Below are 16,021 nucleotides of genomic sequence, written 5' to 3'. Positions count from 1 at the left end.
CTCACTTGCCTTGGGTCTCTTCCTAAGACCATCTTAAGTCCCACTTTCATTTTAGAAAATTAGGATAATAAAAAAGGGCCTTGCGGCCCTTTTAGATTCTGTTCAGAAATTACTCTTCTGTCTCTTGGCCGCTGCGGTTCAAAAGGAATTGGACAAGCATTGAGACAGGACGGCCCGTTGAGCCTTTCGCTGCGCCTGATTTCCACGCGGTACCTGCGATATCGACGTGTGCCCAGTTATACTTCTTCGCGAACTTAGATAAGAAGCAACCCGCAGTAATTGTGCCACCAGGGCGACCACCAATGTTTGCCATATCCGCAAACGGGCTCTTCAACTGTTCGTGGTACTCGTCTGCCATTGGTAGACGCCATGCACGGTCACTCGCTTGCTCAGAAGCGTTTACTAGCTCATGAGAAAGAGGGTTGTGGTTAGAGATTACACCGCTGATATGGTGGCCTAGTGCGATAACACAAGCACCAGTTAGCGTTGCAACGTCAACCACGCAGTCTGGTTCGAAACGCTCTACGTAAGTCAGTGCGTCACAAAGAACAAGACGGCCTTCAGCATCCGTGTTCAGAACTTCTACAGTTTGACCAGACATGGTCGTTAGGATGTCACCTGGACGGTAAGCGTTGCTGCCAGGCATGTTTTCACAGCCCGCTAGAACACCAATAACGTTGATTGGTAGGTTTAGCTTCGCTAGCGCTTTCATTGTACCGAATACCGATGCCGCACCACACATGTCGTACTTCATCTCATCCATACCTTCGCCCGGCTTTAGAGAGATACCGCCTGAGTCGAAGGTTAGACCTTTACCTACGAGCACAATCGGTTTTGCATCTGAGTCAGGGTTACCTTTGTACTCGATGATAGACATCATAGATTCGTTTTTAGAACCACGGCCTACTGCTAGGTAAGAGGTCATACCCAGTTTTTCCATCTCTTGCTCACCAATAATTTTGGTGGTTACGGTTTCGTAATCGTCCGCTAGACGACGAGCTTGAGAAGCAAGGTAAGCTGGATTAGCTACGTTTGGCGGCATGTTGCCAAGGTCTTTTGAGGCTTTGACACCTGATGCGATAGCAAGACCATGAGTGATTGCTTTTTCACCCAAGTTCAATTCACGACGCGTTGGTACGTTGAAAACAAGCTTGCGCAGTGGGCGGCGAGTCTCAGGTTTCACGCTCTTGAATTGATTAAATGTGTATAGACCATCTTTAGTCGCTTCTACAGCCTGGCGCACTTTCCAGTATGTATCACGACCCTTAACATGCAGTTCAGTTAGGAAACATACCGCTTCCATTGAGCCTGTCTCGTTAAGTGTGCTGATCGTCTTTTGAATGATTTCCTTGTACTGGCGCTCGCCAAGTTCACGCTCTTTGCCGCAACCGACAAGTAAAACGCGCTCTGACAAAACACCTGGTACTTGATGCAGTAGCAGCATCTGACCAGGTTTACCCTCTAGATCACCACGGCGAAGTAGTGAACTGATGTAACCGTCACTGATTTTATCAAGTTGTTCGGCTACTGGAGAAAGGCGACGTGGTTCAAACACACCAACAACGATACATGCGCTACGTTGTTTCTCTGGACTGCCACTTTTTACACTGAACTCCATGCGTACTCCTACATCCTGAAGACAAATTGCTCTAAATGTTAGATAATGATCGCTTACTTGTTGAATTTTAGCTCCAGGCTTACATGCAGAGCTGATTAAGCGACTAACATCTAGTTTATAATTTTTAAAAAAATAAATGGTTCAACGGGAAACTATAGTGATTCGACCAAAAAAACAAGTTTTGTATAGGTAATTTCAGCGTGATTATTGTTAGATATTTGATCCGCGAAACACTCAAGAGCCAATTTGCGATTTTTTTCGTACTTTTTTTGGTGTTTGTAAGCCAGAAATTCATAAGTGTTCTTGCTGATGCTTCTGATGGGGATATTCCTGCTGGATTGATTTTCTCGATTGTTGGTTTGAACATGCCAGCAATGGGTCTGTTAATGCTGCCTTTAAGTCTGTATATCGGCATATTGATCACATTTGGTCGTCTGTATGCAGAGAGCGAAATTGTCGTAATGAACGCGACAGGTATTGGTAATAAATTCTTGGTTCAAGCGGCCTTATACCTAGCGTTGATTACTTCAGCGGTGGCGGCTTTCAATGCGTTGTGGCTATCGCCGTGGTCTCAAGACCGCGTTGAGCAGCTTTATGAGCAGGTAGCGTCAGAAAACAGCGTTGACCTACTTAAAAAAGGTCAGTTCCAAGGTACACCAGACGGTTCATCGGTTGTGTTCATCGATGACATTAAAGACAATACCTTGAGCAACGTTTTTGTTGCGCAGATGCGCCCTCGAGATTCAGTGTTACCGAGTGTGATGTTCTCATCTTCTGGTGAAGTAAAAGAGCTTTCGGACGGTCGTCAGATCATCACTATGAAAGAAGGTACGCGTTATGAAGGTGTGCCTACTCGCGTTGAATATATGATCACGAAATTCGATGAATACGAAGGTGTTATCGGCCAACGTGAGGTCAAAAAGAAAGGGCGAGACTGGGAAGCATACCCAACGGTTGACTTGATAGGTCACCCAGATCCAGAGGCGCAAGCGGAGCTACAATGGCGAATTTCGTTATTTGTGTGTATTCCACTCTTAACAATGCTCGTTATTCCTTTGTCTGCGGTGAATCCGCGTCAGGGACGGTTTGCCAAAATGGGGCCTGCGATTCTGATCTATCTAGCGTATTTCTTGGCGATCAGTGCAACCAAATCTGCATTAGAAGATGGTGACATCCCGGCTGCTATTGGTATGTGGCCAATCAATGCGATGTTGCTGATTGTTGCTATCATGGCGAATATGATGGACAGCGTTGCTGCTAGACGAATAAAAGACAAATTCCGCAAGAAGAGGCTCGCGTAAGCTGTGTTCAAAATCTTAGACCTTTACATCGGTAGAACCATCATCTCTACCACTGCCTTGGTTTTAGCGACGTTTGTTGGCTTATCGGGCATCATCAAATATGTAGAACAGCTACGTAAAGTAGGGCGAGGTGTGTACGACCTCACTCATGCGTTGTACTTTGTGTTACTCAGTGTGCCGCGTGATATCGAAATGTTCTTTCCAATGGCGGCATTACTCGGTGCCCTGATCGGCTTAGGTATGTTGGCTTCAAGCTCTGAGCTGGTGGTGATGCAAGCTGCTGGTTTCTCTAAGCTGGATATCGGGTTATCGGTACTAAAAACGGCCGTCCCGCTCATGATTGTCGTTATGGCGTTAGGTCAATGGGGCGCTCCTGAGGCCCAGAAGATGGCCCGTGACTTACGTGCGTTTGCGATATCAGGTGGTAGCATTGTGTCTGTGCGCTCAGGTGTGTGGGCTCGTGACGCAAACGACTTTATCTTTATCGGTAAAGTCGAAGACGACAAGCTTTATGCTTTAAATATGTGGCGTTTTGATGATGATAAGAATCTACAAAAAGTTATTTTCGCCGAAGAAGTCGACTACCAACAAGATAACAACTGGCTGATGCGCTACGTACAAATAACGGACATGGAAAATGAAAACGTAATTTCAAAGCAAGACATCGAACAGATGGAGTGGCACACCTCTTTGGCACCAGATAAGCTAGCTGTGGTGACCGTGAAGCCAGAAGAACTGTCACTGAGCGGTTTGTATGATTATGTGACTTACCTGAAAGCATCGGAACAAGATGCATCTCGCTATGAGTTGGCGTTTTGGCGTAAGTTGACTCAGCCGCTTTCAATTGCTGTGATGATGTTAATGGCGCTATCTTTTGTTTTCGGTCCACTCAGAAGCGTGACCATGGGGGCAAGGGTATTGTCGGGCGTGGTTGCCGGGTTTACTTTTTACATATCCAGTGAGTTCTTTGGTCCATTAAGCTTGGTGTATGGCATATCCCCAGTGTTTGGTGCTTTGGCCCCGAGTTTGGTGTTCTTAGCTATTGCGATTGCACTGCTACGAAGAAAGCTATAACTGAAGCATCATCGAATAAACCAAGTTTTACCGAACCAAATGTAAAAGGAAGGCATTACGCCTTCCTTTTTTGTGTTCCTAGACAAGTTAGTTTGCCTTAGGTAATACAACAACCTCTGTTTTGGCCCAAATGTCGTGGAAACCACGTTTCTTCGGATCAATCGGTACAGTCAAATTTGCCAAGCCAAAGCCAGATGTCGAAATACGAATCAGAGCTTGAGTTACCGTAATTGGTGCTCCGTCTTTGGCATTGCGAACTCGAAGCTTCCAAGCGCGCATCCCAAGAGTTTGTCCTGCTCGCGTCCAGAAGAACACAAAGAAATATATCCACACACCAGCAAGATAAAGTGTAAATAGAGGGCTCAATACAGGGTGCTTTCCGAGCATATCTGCGGCATCAGCGTACTCGCCATAGCTCAACAATCCTGCTGCATTTAGTGCAAACACAACGGCCATAACAATACCAGCGGCCATCATTTCAATTGCGATAATAATCAATGTGTCGTAAATCAACGCTGCAAGTCGACGAAAGAGACCAGCAGGTGGAAGAGTTGTAGACGTTGTCATTATTCCATCACTTACCTTAAAAATTGTGCGTCAGAATATAGATTCCCTCACCAAGAGAAAAGAGACCTAACGCACAGAGTCTTTAATTGTGTATAAACGAAGAGACTTTTCTGCCCTACGTTATCAGCACATGTCATGATACACGAGGCCGTGCAGCAATATGTTTCAACTGAATTCGACTCTCTTAACCATTGGCTCTTTGGTCTGTGACCAGATTAGATAGTTGAGAGAGTTGGTGTTTCTCATCTTCGGTATAATGTTGGCTTAATGAAAGCTCTAAAGCTTTTTCTGACAGCTTGATTGCTGGTGACAAAAATAACTTAGGGTGCATACTAGAGAGAGCTAGCAAGGCCTTTTGTAGGCGAATCTGTATTTGGAGTTGCGCTGCACCATCGTGTGCTATCGGCAAAAAGACATCATCAAACAAATCCTGGCAGCTCAATGCGGGCACAAATAGTCTAGGGTATCGAGTTTTGGTAGGCGGCTTACTGAGTAGGTCTCCCCATAATGAAAGTGCTCGTACAGAACGCCCAAGAACGTCAATCGCGGTGCCATTATCATTTACAGCCGGAGATAGTGCTCGTGAGGCGATTTCCGCCATAACGACTAAACCAAAGCGAGGGTCCTGATCATATGAACGCTCCGTTCGAATCGTGAAGGCTGCCGTTATTTCGCTTTCGTCTGGCAACTCTCCACAAACCCAAGCCAATGGTTGACCTACGTACACAAAACTTCCCGGTTGTCGCTCAAGGTAGATGGTGCATTGGTTTGCTTCAGCAATACTATCGAGATGATGCATATCAACATGCTGTAAGTAACCAATTTCTTGGCTCAAAATAGGTTTACTTCCTCTGGGTTTATGTTCTGGGTGGCTCCATGGGTGAGCGCCTAGCCAACGCTCTTTGCCCCGTTTTCTTATCGCATCTAACAAGGCTTGCTCCACGTATGAAGTGGTTTCACTGACCCTTCCTAGTACGGAAAGGTGCTGAATCCAACGTAGCAGAGTGAGTATGATCATCACGATTACGGCGATAGTCACGATGAATAGATAAATTTGTGCTTGTTGATGATAGGCCCCAATACCTAGCGCGATAATTCCTACCAAACTAAATAGAAAAGAGCCAAGAAAGGTTGCTAAGGCATTTTGTGTTGTACTGTCCTCCATCAACAGTTTTGTCGCTCGTGGCGTTACCCCCGCACTAGCGGCACTGTATGCTGAGACCATAATATTGAGAGAGAATGTAGTCACTGCAAGCATGGAGGTTGCGAGGATATTTAATATGTTGTTCAACAAATCCTTGCTGACGTTGATGGCAGGGGGCAGAGTAATGAACTGGTTTAAAACAATCGACATTAAGGCGGTAGCAACAGCTAGTAATGCGTAGAGTGACGTCCGGACCCACAGTTTTCGTGTCATCTGTTTCAGTAACCACTGCCATTTTGACCCAGTCATTCTTTGCTCCTATTCAGTTCTCACTAGAAAGTCGATAGAAAATTCAGAAAGTTATTCTTGCTTAAGCATAGGTTAAATGCCCGTCGTTCTGCTTGATATTTCATGCATCACGAAAGTAAGAAAGCTGCTTGCTTCAAAGAATGGTGCTCTTGAGGTGTGAATTACCACGATTCTGTTACCTTAATTGATAGATGAATTAAAAGTATGTGATTGAAAAGAGGTAGCGCATGATTGTAATTACAGGTGCAAGTAGCGGCTTAGGGGCGGAACTAGCAAAGCGTTATGATGCGGAAGGCAAAGAGACGTATGTAATAGGAAGAAATACAGAAAAACTATCCGCACTAGCAAAACAACTCTCTCATAACGTCGGCTATCAAGCTTGCAACCTCTCATTACATCAAGGTGTGAAACAGCTCTTTGATGGGATGAAACAGCCGCCTGAAATGGTCATTCATAGTGCAGGAAGTGGTTATTTTGGCTTACTGGAAGAGCAGGAGCCGGAAGAGATTCAAAAGTTGATTGATAACAACCTGAATTCTGCGATTCATGTGTTAAGAGAGTTAGTAAAGCGTTACAAAGATCATCCAATAAAAGTGGTCATGATCATGTCCACAGCCGCGCAACAACCTAAAGCGCAAGAGTCTACGTATTGTGCAGTGAAATGGGCCGTCAAAGGATTAATTGAGTCGGTTCGTTTGGAGCTAAAAGGAAAACCTATGAAAATTATCGCGGTTTATCCTGGTGGAATGGATACGGAATTCTGGAAAACAAGCGGCAATACGATGGACACGAGTCACTTCATGCAAGCAGAAGATGCCGCAGAGATGCTCCATAATGCGTTGTCGAGCATTGGGAATGGTTATGTTTCTGATATTACAGTGAATAGAATTTAAAAAGAGTTTCGTATACTCACTTTCATCTGGAAGAGTAGTAGAAAATGGAGCGTACGTTTCTTATGAGTACAGCTTTGTCACACTTTGTGGCGAAATTATCAGCAAACGATAGTTATTTAAGGTATTTCTGCTTGCGCAGGTCAAAAGCTTACGTATAATGCCAACCATCAAAGGGCAATAGCCCAAAGATGCCGGTGTGGTGAAATTGGTATACACGACGGATTCAAAATCCGTTGCCTTCGGGCGTGGCGGTTCAAGTCCGCCCACCGGTACCATATTAGAAAGGTCGCTTTTATAGCGGCCTTTCGTCGTTTTAGGTGTTCGTAAATATCAAAAGAAAGTTAGCGTTGCCTTCGCGGTGGCGGCAGGAATGCCAGTCCAATCAACTCCGTCCACCGGTACCATATTTTAAGACAGAGCCTCGATGAAAGTCGGGGCTTTGTTGTATCTGGATCTTCAAAACAAAAAAAGCGCGAGGGGTATGCCTCGCGCAAACTACTACATGGTGATAGTAGGAACAGCCTATAGAGCTGTGAACAAGGTATTTTGAGTGTTCGGAGTCCAGTCTGCTTGGGACACGTGCGGTACATCAACTAGATAACGCAAACCTTGATAAGTCACCACATCACCTTGTTTATAGGAAACATTCTGAGTCCAGTTAGTGGCTGGGTCTGCATTTGTCCAAAGGCTAGAGGTTAGAGACGGTGCCCAATCTTGTTGCGCAGTATGGTTTGTTACAGCCTGGTATACAGTACCTAGGTGTAAGACGTAATCGCCAGCGTCGTAGTTATGACCAACTTGCCAGTTCGGTGTGTAGTTATCCATTGTGTCGAAGTCATAACCCGCTTGTTTTGCTAACTGTATAAACTTAGCGAGCTTAGGTAGGTTTTGCGTTGCCCCCATGCCACGCTTACCATCTTCAAATAGGAACTCGTGAGTTAATACGATAACTTTATCTGCGTGTAAAGGTGTACCACATGGGAACTCTTGAGCTTTGGAGTTGATCGGGTTAATCGTTGTTGGTGCACAAGTGTTTAACGCGGAATCCACATATCCAAGAAATGCTTCTGCTTCTGTAAGGCTGTTTGCTGGCATTTCAATGCCCCAATTTTCGGGTGCCCAGTCCACATCCCAACCGTGAGTTTGATAGCCGTTATTCGCTAGGATATTTTGAACCTCGATAGCTGCTTTTACACTGTTGGATGGGTTGGATGTATCGCATACATATCCTGGTTCCCAAGGTTTCAGGTCATCAGACGTGGCACATAACCCATCTGCTTTGAAGTCTTTCGTCACGCGCCAACCGTTGGTGTAGGGCAGTCTAGCAAACTCTGTTGCCTTGTAGTTCGGGTAGCTTGTAATGTTCGGCAAATACTTTGCTAACACAGATAAGTTTTCCGTAAACATTGAGGCATCGTAAACAGGGTCTTGATACGAGTTAAGCTGGTGGTCCCCGGTCGCATTACACTCCGCAGCACTGTTCGGTCCAAACTCATCCACGCAGTTGTGCACCATGTGATCGTAACTGTGGTTCGCAACAATATGACCAGTGTCTAATGCGAGCTTTAAGGCTTCTAGGGAACGGTCTTCATTCTCATCACCAATTCCATCTAAATGCCAAGCATTAAAGTAAAACGTCGCTTTGATATCTTCCTGGTTAAGTACTTGAATAACGTCAATAGATGCATTGATTGGTCCATCATCAAACGTTAGATAAATTGTGCCTTTAGAGTCGGTTTGAGCAAATGAGTGTTGTGATAGTGCGGCACTTACAAGCGTTGCAATAGCCAGTTTATTAAATTTCATTCTCTATTCCTTTTAAGAAATTAATAACGACGTTGTCAGTAGTAAAATATTGATAATTTGAAACTTAATGTGATGTCTTAAATTATTTTATGACTTTTATCCTAGACCTAAATAATTACAAAAAAATAGGTGGTATTTTCTAAATTGGGATTGTGTTCACGAATAATGCAACCGGTTGCGCTTTTTTGTCTTGGTTATTTTTGCTACAGTTTTTGCAGGTTGAAATTTACACAACGGGAGTAAGGCTATGAAAAAGATCCTTTTATGCTGTAGCGCAGGGATGTCCACCAGTATGCTTGTTAAGAAAATGGAGCAAGCTGCTGAAAATAAAGGAATTGAATGCAAAATTGATGCGATGTCAGTGAATGCATTTGAAGATGCAATTAAAGAGTACGATGTTTGTCTTCTCGGGCCTCAAGTACGTTTTCAGCTAGAAGAGCTAAGAAAAACGGCGCAAGAGCATGGTAAAAACATTGACGCGATTTCTCCTCAGCATTATGGAATGATGAAGGGAGAGGAAGTACTAGAGCAAGCATTAGAATTAATTAACTAAACCATAGTTTTAAATTAAAAAAGATAACTGTACATCAAATATAAATATTTGATGCGGGATTCTTTTGCCTAAAATAAGGATGGATTCTATGAAGCTTTATGACGCAATTATAGGCGCAGTCGAAAAGCATATAGCCCCTATAGCAGCTAAAGTGGGGAATCAGCCCCATGTTCGCGCAATGAGAGACGGTTTTATTGTCGCAATGCCGTTTATTATTGTTGGTAGTTTCATTTTGATTTTTGCATTCCCCCCATTTGCCGAAGATACAACCTTTACTTTTGGTCGAATTTGGCTCGATTTCGCCACTACACATTTTGATACCATAATGATGCCCTACAACATGTCGATGGGGATCATGACCATTTTTGTTTCGCTGGGCGTTGCTTATAGTTTAGCGAAGGCTTACAAGATGGATGGGATCACGAGTGCTGTATTGTCACTAATGTCTTTTTTACTCATTGCGGCCCCAGCTAAAGATGGCGCGTTGTCTATGTCTCACATGGGCGGAACCGGGATCTTCACCGCAGTGATGTGTGCATTTTTCTCGGTGGAGCTCTACCGTTTTATGAAAAAGCACAATATTACGATTCGCATGCCAGAGCAGGTGCCACCGGCGATTGCGCGATCATTTGAAGTATTGCTACCAGTCTTAGCGATATTCATTACCTTATATCCACTTAGCCTTTTCGTACAAACCCAGTACGACATGCTGATTCCAGATGCTGTTATGGCTATCTTTAAACCGCTAATCAGTGCGTCTAACTCATTGCCTGCCATTATTGGCGCTTTATTGCTTTGCCAGCTACTTTGGTTTGCGGGTATTCATGGTGCTGCAATTGTTGTTGGACTGCTTTCTCCAATCTTTTTGACCAACATTGGTGCCAACATTGAAGCCTTTGTTGCAGGTGAACCGATTCCAAACGTATTTACTCAACCGTTCTGGGATTTTTACATCTTTATTGGCGGCTCTGGTGCAACACTTGCTCTTGTTATGCTGATGTCGTTTAGCCGTTCTGTTCACCTTAAGAGCATTGGTCGAATGAGTGTGGTGCCTGGCTTTTTCCAAATCAACGAACCTGTGATCTTCGGTAGCCCAGTTGTGATGAACCCGACCTTGTTTATCCCGTTCGTCTTCGCTCCAGTCATCAACGCTACGATTGCGTATTTTGCTGTGCATGTCGGCTTTGTGGGTATGGGGGTCGCTACAACACCTTGGACAACACCGGCACTGATAGGTGCTTCGTGGGGTAGCGGTTGGACCTTTGCGCCAGTATTGCTCGTCATTGGTTTATTAATTCTTGATCTAATCATCTACTTCCCATTCTTCAAAATGTTTGAGAAGCAAATGTTGGAGCAAGAACTACCAACGACGAAGGAAACTAAAGGTGATACGCAGCCGTCAGGCGAAGGCGTTACTGCTTAACTGTGCTTAATGGGCCGCAATTACCGCGGCCCGATTTTCGGAGAGAAAATGATGGAACAAGAATTGGTTGTAATGGAGATCATTTGCAATGCTGGTGAAGCCAGAAGTTTAAGCTACGAGGCATTGCGTTTATCTCGAGAACAAGATTTTGAAGCGGCTGATGAGAGGCTCTCTCAAGCAAGAGAGTGCATTAATAAAGCCCACTTAATACAGACTCAGCTTATTGAAGAAGATCAGGGAGAAGGGAAAGTCCCGATGACGTTAGTGATGGTGCATGCTCAAGATCACCTAATGACTACGATTTTGGCTCAAGAGATGGCTGTAGAAATCGTCGCACTGAACAAAAAAATCTCGAACAAATAAAGGGGGATGAAAATGTCTAGAGAGGCGATCAAACTTGCCATTATTGGCGGTGGTAGTAGCTATACCCCGGAATTGGTTGAAGGGGTTATTAAGCGCTTAGAATATTTACCCGTTAAGAAAATTCATTTTGTGGACATTGAGTCAGGAGCTGAGAAGCTTGAGATCATCAAAGGATTGGCTCAGCGAATGGTCGATAAAGCCGGCGCAAAAATTGAGATAAAAGCCGGTTTCGATCGCCGTGCTGCGATAAAAGATGCGGATTTTGTGATGACGCAGTTTCGTGTTGGTGGCCTTGCTGCACGCGCTAACGATGAGCGAATCCCAATCAAGTACGACGTCATCGGCCAAGAAACAACGGGCCCTGGTGGTTTTGCTAAAGCTCTGCGAACCATTCCGGTCATTCTTGATATCTGTAAAGACATTGAAGAGTTGGCTCCAAACGCATGGATGCTCAATTTCACCAACCCAGCGGGTTTAGTTTCCGAAGCGGTCAGTAAGTACACCAAAGTAAAGAGTATTGGTTTATGCAATGTGCCCGTTTCAATGGAAATGATGATTGCAGAAATGATGGAGTGCGAGCCAAAAGAGCTACAACTTGAGTTTGCTGGGTTAAACCATCTCGTGTGGGTACACAAAGCATGGCTCAATGGGGAAGATATTACTCAAACGGTATTAGAGAAAGTCGGTGATGGTGCCAACTTCAGTATGAAGAATATCTGGGAAGAGCCGTGGGATCCGGCATTTCTAAAAGCACTGGGGGCGATACCATGTCCTTATCATCGTTACTTCTACCAAACTGATGCCATGCTTGCTGAAGAGAAACAAAGTGCCGATGAAAAAGGCACTCGTGCTGAGCAGGTAATGGAAACAGAAAATGCGCTGTTTAAGCTCTATCAAGATCCTACCCTCGATCATAAGCCGAAAGAGTTAGAGGAGCGGGGTGGTGCTTATTATTCTGATGCATCACTGAACCTAGTTGATTCAATTTATAACAATCGTAATAGTATTCATGTTGTTAACGTTTTAAATAATGGAGCGATCAACGGCCTACCTGACGATGCTGTGATTGAATGTAGTGCGGTGATTGGTAGCTGGGGGGCGAAACCTCTTGCGGTTGGCGAGTTGTCAAACAATATCAAAGGATTACTCCATCAAGTTAAAGCGTATGAGCAGCTAACAATAGAAGCTGCTGTCGAAGGTAATTATGACAAGGCGCTTATGGCATTAACCAATAACCCATTGGTGCCTGACATTGGCCGCGCCAAGTCAATCCTGGATGATATCCTAGCGGTGAACGCTCCGTATTTACCTCAATTTAAACTAACGACGTTGTAGTACTAAGGAAGGACGCCAATGAAAGTCATTTTTAATGCTGATGATTTTGGTTTAACGAGAGGTGTAAATAACGGCATCGTTAAAGCTCATCAGCAAGGTGTGGTTCATTCAACCACCATGATGGTGGGTATGGATGCTGAGCAACATGCCTTAGAACTAGCTCGCCATAATTCAGGCTTGAAAGTTGGCGTTCATCTTAGGTTTACAGCAGGTGTGCCTATAACGAAGCATCCTAACTTGACCAACGGCCGAGCGCACTTTATCAACTATGACGAACTTTGGAGTAAGCAGGACTTCGAAACTCAGGTCGTTTATGATGAAGCAAAAGCTCAGGTGGAACATTTTTTATCGCTTGGGTTAGAGCTAAGCCACTTAGATAGCCATCATCACGCGCATACTCACCCTCAAATTTTGCCCGTTATTAAAGAAGTAGCGAATGAATACCGAGTGCCACTGCGGGGCACTGGCTTGTGTCAAGAATCGATGACAATCAGGTATATCTTTACTGATGAGTTTTATGATCAAAAAGTGAGCTTGGATGGCTTAATGGCACATCTATTGAGCTTAAAAGCTGACTATGACTTGGTTGAGGTGATGTGCCACCCGGCAGAGGCCGATCAGGCGCTTATCTTACAGAGTGGTTATGCGCTTCAGCGAGAGCTAGAGTTACAAGTTCTTACCTCTCCCATTTTAAAAGAACAGTTAGCTCATCATGGTATAACTGTCACGGATTACTCTGAGCTTGTTTCTACCAATCAAATGGTCAGTGTATGATTAAAGGCTGCCAGCTTCGCCCCCTATAGCACCTTACGAATTGCTGGCAGCCGTTCTATACAAACGAATATTTAATAACAATTGCAGTTGGACCCAATAGCATTATGGCAAGGATTAAAGATGTAGCCGAACTCGCCGGTGTAAATCGCTCTACCGTTTCTCGAATTATTAATGGAGAGGGGAAATTTCGCGAGGAAACTCGAAAAAAAGTAGAGCAAGCTATGGCGCAATTGAATTATCGTCCCAGTGCAATTGCTCGTTCACTCGCAACCTCATCCAGTAATATGGTTGGGTTATTGGTGACTTACTATACGGGGGGCTTCTTTGGCGAGATGATGGAGCAGGTTCAGACCGAGCTGGATATTCATAAGAAGTTTTTGATTACAGCTCAAGGCCATCATTCTGCACAAGGTGAAAAAGAGGCAATTCAGCGTTTTAATGATTTACGTTGTGACGGCTATGTACTTCATAGTCGTTATTTGTCAGATGATGACTTACGTGAATTAGCTAAACAACCAACACCTTTCGTTCTCCTGGATCGCTACGTGGAAGGAATAGAAGAGCGTTGTGTTACCTTTAACCATCATCATGCAAGCCGTATTGCCGTTGAGCACCTTTTAGCTGGTGGTCATCGAAAGATTGCTTGTATTGCCGGTCCATCCCAACGTCATAACAGTGTATTGAGAAAGCTTGGGTATATTGATGCAATGAAGGATGCTGGTATAGATATTGATGAAAGCTGGTGTGAAGAAGGGAATTATGGCCGGCAAAGTGGTTATGATGCAATGGCTGCAATTTTACAACGACACCCTGATGTGACGGCTGTCTTTTCATGCAGTGAAGAAATGACGGTTGGCGCAATGCAATACTTACACGAGCACAGTATTTCTGTACCAGAGCAAATCTCATTAACTAGCTTTGACAGTGTTGATCTTTGTGAAAGTCTTTACCCTACAGTATCAGCAGTGCACTTTCCTATCAGTGACATGGCCCGTGTAGCGGTACAAACGTTAATGGGGCTAGTCAAAGATCAAGAAGTAATAGACAAGCCAGTGTTCGAGGCCAAGCTTAAAATACGCAAAGCAGATCGCTCCTTAAAGTAGCTTACTTCTATCTAATTAAGTGAGTCGCTTAGAAATAACGGTTTGATGTTTTGATAGTTACTGATGAATTTATTCACAAAATTTACTAGTATTCTAACTCTCTTAAGAAATATAAATCAGTAGTGAATAAGTGGCAGCCATTAAACTAACGGTCGATCGTATTCAACCCGGACTACATATCCGTCTTCCGCTAAAGTGGAACGATCACCCCTTTCTACTCAATAGCTTTAAGATTAAAGACCAAGAGCAAGTCGAGATGATCCGCCACCTCGGCGTAAAGTTCGTTTACTTTAATCCAGAGCAAAGCGATGCCGTTCCACTCCCTGTTGATCAAAGACAAGCTGACAGAGTAACAAATGAAGCGTCGTTAGATCATGAAACTCAAAAAATGTGGCAAGAAAAACAGAACCGCATAGAAAAGTTAAGTGCATACCGTCGACGCGTGATTCAGTGTGAAAAAGAGTTTGAGCGCTCTCTGGCACGTATGCGTTCAGTCATGACTAAAATCCGTAACCGTCCGACAGCAGCAGTTGATGAAGCAAAGCTTCTTATTGAAGATATCGTCGAGAAGTTAATGTGCGATGATAATGTTACGTTACACCTGATGAACGGAAAAAATGAGTTTGAAGATATTTATTTCCACTCATTGAACGTGGCTGTTATCTCGATGATGATTGGCCGTGCTAAAGGGTACTCAGCAGCACAGTTGAAAGAGCTTTCCTTCTCCGCACTATTCCATGATATCGGGAAAATAAAAATCCCGACTGCAATATTAAGAAAGCAACTACCTCTAACAGAGCCAGAAACCAACTACTTAAAGTTGCACACTAAATATGGCGTCGATCTTGCGAGTCAAATCGAGGCTTTTCCCGAAGTCGCGAGAATTGTGATTGCGCAGCACCATGAGCTAAGAGATGGGTCTGGTTATCCTAAAGGCCTGAAAGGAGATGAGATCAACGAGTTTGCTCAAATTATTGCTGTAGCCAATGCGTTTGATAACTTGTGTCATACACCGATAGTCTCAGATCAAAAGATTCCTTATACCGCACTCTCTCATTTATATAAGAACTGTAAACACCTATATAAAGAAGAGAACCTGAACATCCTAATTAAGTTTATGGGCGTGTTTCCTCCGGGTACCGTAGTTCAGCTTTCTAATAATATGGTCGGCCTGGTTATCTCAGTGAATGCATCGCATCTATTATTCCCGAATGTCTTGGTTTACGATCCATCAGTACCAAGGACGCAAGCGCCAATCATTGATCTTGCCTCAAAAGATATAAAGATAGTTAACGCGATTCATCCGTCAAAATTACCGGATAAAGTAAAAGAGTATCTAAATCCGCGTTCGCGTATTTCTTATTTCTTTGATAGTGATGAGTAGTTATCCACAGCTTTTTGTGGGTAAATTGTATAAATCCTGAGTGTTATTTCTGGGTAATTTTAGGGTTGGATGGAAAGTATCCATTTGGCATGTTTTTTTAGAAAAAATGCATTTTTAGTATTGCCAAAGAAAATCTTCTCCCTATAATGCGCATCCATCGACACGGCAGACGTCACAAGGCTTCAGCAGGGTCGGAGAGGTAAAAAGCTTCTACAAAAAATTAGTTTAAAAAAGTGTTTGACACTAACGACTAAATCGCTAGAATGCACCTCCGCTTTGAGAGAAAAACTTCTCGCAAAGCAAGCTCTTTAACAATATAGACCTATCAATCTGTGTGGGCACTCGTTGATGATAATCCAATTAGATATTTCTTT

At 43.9% G+C, this 16,021-nt stretch carries 14 protein-coding genes and 1 tRNA gene; 11 read left to right on the top strand and 4 right to left on the bottom strand.

Annotation, left to right across the window (positions count from 1 at the left end; genetic code table 11):
- Positions 1–109: 109 nt before the first annotated feature.
- A complete protein-coding gene (pepA, locus tag R7F07_RS20350; protein ID WP_005381073.1) occupies positions 110–1,618 on the bottom strand; it encodes a leucyl aminopeptidase in 1,509 nt (502 codons plus the stop codon).
- 200 nt (positions 1,619–1,818) lie between these two features.
- Between pepA and lptF the strand changes: the two genes are divergently transcribed.
- A complete protein-coding gene (gene lptF / locus R7F07_RS20345; RefSeq protein ID WP_005381072.1) occupies positions 1,819–2,919 on the top strand; it encodes an LPS export ABC transporter permease LptF in 1,101 nt (366 codons plus the stop codon).
- Between the two features lie 3 nt (positions 2,920–2,922).
- Positions 2,923–3,993 (top strand): LPS export ABC transporter permease LptG, encoded by a 1,071-nt coding sequence (lptG, locus tag R7F07_RS20340; protein ID WP_005381071.1) that lies wholly within the window; start codon positions 2,923–2,925, stop codon positions 3,991–3,993.
- 87 nt (positions 3,994–4,080) lie between these two features.
- On the opposite strand, the gene R7F07_RS20335 is transcribed toward lptG, so the two are convergent.
- Together R7F07_RS20335 and R7F07_RS20330 are read right to left on the bottom strand one after the other, a co-directional pair.
- Entirely contained in the window at positions 4,081–4,560 is a 480-nt protein-coding gene (locus R7F07_RS20335; RefSeq protein WP_005381070.1) for an RDD family protein, read from the bottom strand.
- 184 nt (positions 4,561–4,744) lie between these two features.
- Positions 4,745–6,013 carry a DUF2254 domain-containing protein gene (locus tag R7F07_RS20330; RefSeq protein ID WP_047103613.1) on the bottom strand — a complete coding sequence of 423 codons (1,269 nt, stop codon included), beginning with the start codon at positions 6,011–6,013 and terminating at the stop codon, positions 4,745–4,747.
- A 227-nt stretch (positions 6,014–6,240) separates the two neighbouring features.
- Between R7F07_RS20330 and R7F07_RS20325 the strand changes: the two genes are divergently transcribed.
- Positions 6,241–6,906, top strand: a complete 666-nt coding sequence (locus R7F07_RS20325; protein WP_033906213.1) for an SDR family NAD(P)-dependent oxidoreductase — start codon at positions 6,241–6,243, stop codon at positions 6,904–6,906.
- A 190-nt stretch (positions 6,907–7,096) separates the two neighbouring features.
- A tRNA-Leu gene (locus tag R7F07_RS20320) sits at positions 7,097–7,181 on the top strand.
- A 247-nt stretch (positions 7,182–7,428) separates the two neighbouring features.
- Here the strand turns inward: R7F07_RS20320 and R7F07_RS20315 are convergent.
- Entirely contained in the window at positions 7,429–8,712 is a 1,284-nt protein-coding gene (locus R7F07_RS20315) for a carbohydrate-binding protein (RefSeq protein WP_033906214.1), read from the bottom strand.
- 247 nt (positions 8,713–8,959) lie between these two features.
- Between R7F07_RS20315 and R7F07_RS20310 the strand changes: the two genes are divergently transcribed.
- From R7F07_RS20310 to R7F07_RS20280, 7 genes are all read left to right on the top strand, one after another.
- A complete protein-coding gene (locus R7F07_RS20310) occupies positions 8,960–9,265 on the top strand; it encodes a PTS sugar transporter subunit IIB (protein WP_025767645.1) in 306 nt (101 codons plus the stop codon).
- 88 nt (positions 9,266–9,353) lie between these two features.
- Positions 9,354–10,688 carry a PTS sugar transporter subunit IIC gene (locus tag R7F07_RS20305; protein ID WP_171343290.1) on the top strand — a complete coding sequence of 445 codons (1,335 nt, stop codon included), beginning with the start codon at positions 9,354–9,356 and terminating at the stop codon, positions 10,686–10,688.
- A gap of 51 nt (positions 10,689–10,739) precedes the next feature.
- The gene (locus R7F07_RS20300) at positions 10,740–11,051 is read left to right on the top strand and encodes a PTS lactose/cellobiose transporter subunit IIA (RefSeq protein ID WP_025767646.1); all 312 of its coding nucleotides are present in this window, start codon (positions 10,740–10,742) and stop codon (positions 11,049–11,051) included.
- 12 nt (positions 11,052–11,063) lie between these two features.
- Positions 11,064–12,386, top strand: coding sequence for a 6-phospho-beta-glucosidase (locus R7F07_RS20295; RefSeq protein ID WP_005381048.1), 1,323 nt, complete (start codon positions 11,064–11,066; stop codon positions 12,384–12,386).
- Between the two features lie 18 nt (positions 12,387–12,404).
- Positions 12,405–13,160, top strand: coding sequence for a chitin disaccharide deacetylase (gene chbG, locus R7F07_RS20290; protein WP_171343289.1), 756 nt, complete (start codon positions 12,405–12,407; stop codon positions 13,158–13,160).
- Positions 13,161–13,264: 104 nt separating this feature from the next.
- Positions 13,265–14,263 (top strand): LacI family DNA-binding transcriptional regulator, encoded by a 999-nt coding sequence (locus R7F07_RS20285; protein WP_005381031.1) that lies wholly within the window; start codon positions 13,265–13,267, stop codon positions 14,261–14,263.
- 130 nt (positions 14,264–14,393) lie between these two features.
- Positions 14,394–15,647 (top strand): HD-GYP domain-containing protein, encoded by a 1,254-nt coding sequence (locus tag R7F07_RS20280; protein WP_005381029.1) that lies wholly within the window; start codon positions 14,394–14,396, stop codon positions 15,645–15,647.
- Positions 15,648–16,021 lie beyond the last annotated feature (374 nt).

Source organism: Vibrio sp. YT-16 (genome assembly GCF_033337405.1).
Taxonomy (GTDB): Bacteria; Pseudomonadota; Gammaproteobacteria; order Enterobacterales; family Vibrionaceae; genus Vibrio; species Vibrio alginolyticus.
The sequence above is the reverse complement of the archived record's forward strand: the minus strand, read 5'-3'. Positions and strand labels throughout refer to the sequence as shown.